This is a genomic window from Fulvivirga aurantia (assembly GCF_009711475.1).
GTDB lineage: Bacteria > Bacteroidota > Bacteroidia > Cytophagales > Cyclobacteriaceae > Fulvivirga > Fulvivirga aurantia.
Map to the genome: position 1 here is coordinate 1 of NZ_SMMD01000272.1, position 1,436 is coordinate 1,436.

Annotated in this window: 2 protein-coding genes; both read left to right on the plus strand. The window is 39.6% G+C overall.

Features of this window, described 5'->3' with window-relative positions:
* On the plus strand, nucleotides 1–1,222 hold a 1,222-nt coding region (locus E1176_RS01070), incomplete at its 5' end, for a NupC/NupG family nucleoside CNT transporter (protein ID WP_155208739.1).
* Nucleotides 1,223–1,233: 11 nt separating this feature from the next.
* Nucleotides 1,234–1,436, plus strand: a 203-nt coding sequence (locus tag E1176_RS20855; protein ID WP_222933043.1) for a hypothetical protein, incomplete at its 3' end; no start/stop codon positions are given.

A 1,436-nucleotide genomic window follows, 5' to 3' on the forward strand; every position in this document is an offset into this window, starting at 1 on the left:
TAAAAAAGCCATCGATTGGCGATTGGTGGGTATTGGTGTTTTACTGCAAATAGTGTTTGCATTACTCATCACCAAAGTTGGGTTTGTAGCAGATGCATTTGATTGGGTTAGTGAAAAATTTGTAACCTTCCTAAGCTTCTCAGCTGATGGTGCTGAGTTCTTATTTGGTGATCTAGTAAACACCAGTAAGTTTGGTTTCATATTCGCTTTTCAGGTTTTACCAACGGTAATATTCTTTTCAACCGTATCTACTGGTTTATATTATCTGGGTGTTTTACAAAAAATAGTTTATGGAATTGCCTGGATCATGGCTCGTACCATGCGTCTCTCCGGAGCAGAAAGCCTTTCTGCTGCAGGTAATATATTTTTAGGTCAAACAGAAGCTCCTTTATTGGTGCGCCCATTTGTTAAAGATATGACTAAGTCTGAGCTGATGTGTCTCATGACTGGTGGTATGGCCACGATTGCGGGAGGTGTGTTGGCTGGTTATGTAGCTTTCTTAGGAGGTGACGATCCTGCAGAAAGAGCCAAGTATGCAGCCTATCTATTGAGTGCATCGATCATGAATGCACCTGCAGCTATTGTTTTGGCTAAAATTATCATTCCTGAGCGTAATAAAGAGCAGATTAATACAGACTTGCATGTTTCCAAAGACAGCATGGGTGTAAACCTGATTGATGCTTTAGCTAAAGGTGCCGCTGATGGTGTAAAATTAGCCATTAATATAGGCGGTATGTTGTTGGCATTTATTGCAATCATATTTGCCCTCAATTGGATTTTGGTTGATGGAATAGGCAACTTAACCGGTCTTAATGAATTTGTTATTGCCAGCACGGACGGTGCGTTTACCGGCTTTTCTCTCGAGTATATTTTAGGTCAGGTATTTAGATTGTTTGCCTTTATTATGGGTGTAGACTGGCACGAAACTGTAAATGTGGGAAGTTTACTAGGTCAAAAAATTGTGATCAATGAATTTGTGGCCTATTTGAGTCTCGCAGAAATGAAACAAGCAGCAGAGTTGAGTGAAAAAGCTATTGTCATCTCAACTTATGCCTTATGTGGTTTTGCCAACTTCAGTTCTATCGCTATACAGATTGGTGGTATCGGAGGCATGGCACCAAGCCGACAAAGTGATTTAAGTAAACTGGGTATGCGAGCTTTATTTGCGGCTACTCTGGCTACTATGATGACTGCAACTATTGCAGGTGCTTTGTTTGGGTAAATAGTAAGAATATGAAATTCACTTTTGTATTAATCTTTATAATTGGTTTATCTGATCTTACATTAGGTCAAGTCAAAGTTGTGAGATCCGTTCATGGAGGTGAATTTGATGTCGGAAAAATGAGTCCAGAGTTTTTGATTGATTATGACAGTTCGGGCTTTGATATGCTATATACTGAGGGAAAATACGGTGGTGGAACTAGCGAAATCATTAA